Origin of the sequence: Aeribacillus pallidus (assembly GCF_050478865.1) — a bacterium.
GTDB lineage: Bacteria > Bacillota > Bacilli > Bacillales > JACDOC01 > JACDOC01.
In genome coordinates, this window is sequence record NZ_JBCNBW010000096.1 from 1 (window position 1) to 629 (window position 629).

The window sequence follows — 629 nt, forward strand, 5'->3', positions numbered from 1 at the left end:
GGGTTTCCATGGGCATACGCATATTGGTTTAATGATTTCGGGTCATCATCAAATCCATGGAATTTGTCTCGTGTTAAGAGTCTTCCTGTATCGGCATCATAATATCTTGCCATTAAGTAATAGAGACCCGTTGCTTCATCATAACGATACGGATTTTCGGATGCCAGTGTTCCACTTTGTGAGAGGATATTTCCCCATGCGTCGTATTTATAATCAGCGACTATGGTTCCGTTGCTATCGGTTAATGCCGTTACGTCACCGTGTCCATTCACATGATAATGGTACGTTACACCATTTTTCGTCATCGTTAGCGGTTGACTGTTATCATCCCATGTATATTCAACGATGATGTTGTTGTTTTCGTCTGTTTCATACAACAATCGAATCGAGTCGCCGTCATAGTGGTAATAAGTCGTTCCAGATGATGTTGTTTTACTGATCCTTCTTCCTTGATGGTCATACGTATAGGTTGCAATGGTTGTATTGGATGTGTCCTTCACTTCCACAAGACGGTTGTCATCATTATAAATAAAGGTATACTCGCCATTATCAATTAAGTTCCCATTGACATCATACGTGTATGCTTGTCCGTCTACTGCTGTTAATTGATTGGCTGCGTCATACGTATA

The 629-nt window shown here is 40.7% G+C and carries 1 protein-coding gene; it reads right to left on the minus strand.

What is annotated here, in order from left to right; all coding sequences use genetic code 11:
• Positions 1 to 629, minus strand: a 629-nt coding sequence (locus tag ABES52_RS16760; RefSeq protein WP_429652459.1) for an RHS repeat protein, incomplete at both ends; no start/stop codon positions are given.